1 protein-coding gene is annotated in these 441 nt (G+C 65.1%); it reads left to right on the plus strand.

The window, feature by feature from the left end:
- A partial coding sequence (locus ACLD7X_RS19020) for an ATP-binding cassette domain-containing protein (RefSeq protein WP_411425240.1) occupies window positions 1-441 on the plus strand: 441 nt, incomplete at both ends.

Here is a 441-nt window from a genome sequence, read left to right on the forward strand (position 1 = left end):
GACGCTGTTCCTGCACCAGTCGTTGACAAGTGATGCCGCCGCGGCACGGGCGCGGGAATTGTTCGAACTGGTCGGCCTGCCGCGCGCCGCCGATCTCATCGCGCGGTTCCCGCACCAGCTCTCGGGCGGCCAGCAGCAGCGCGTCTGCATCGCCTTGGCGCTCGCCTGCGATCCCGATCTTGTCGTTCTCGACGAGCCGACGACGGGTCTCGATGTCACGACGCAGCAGCAGATCGTCAGCCTGCTGAACAGCTTGCGGTCAAGGCTCGACATGGCGATGCTCTATGTCACCCACGACCTCGGGCTACTCGCCCAGATCGCCAGCCGCATCGGCGTAATGTATGCGGGCCATCTCGTCGAGACGGCCGAAACGGCAGAACTCTTCCGAGCGCCGCGCCATCCCTATACACAAGGGTTGATCGGTTCTGTGCCGCGCGTCGA

The sequence above is a fragment of the Aphanothece microscopica RSMan92 genome (assembly GCF_046613545.2).
In the GTDB taxonomy this organism is placed as follows: domain Bacteria; phylum Cyanobacteriota; class Cyanobacteriia; order PCC-6307; family Cyanobiaceae; genus NIES-981.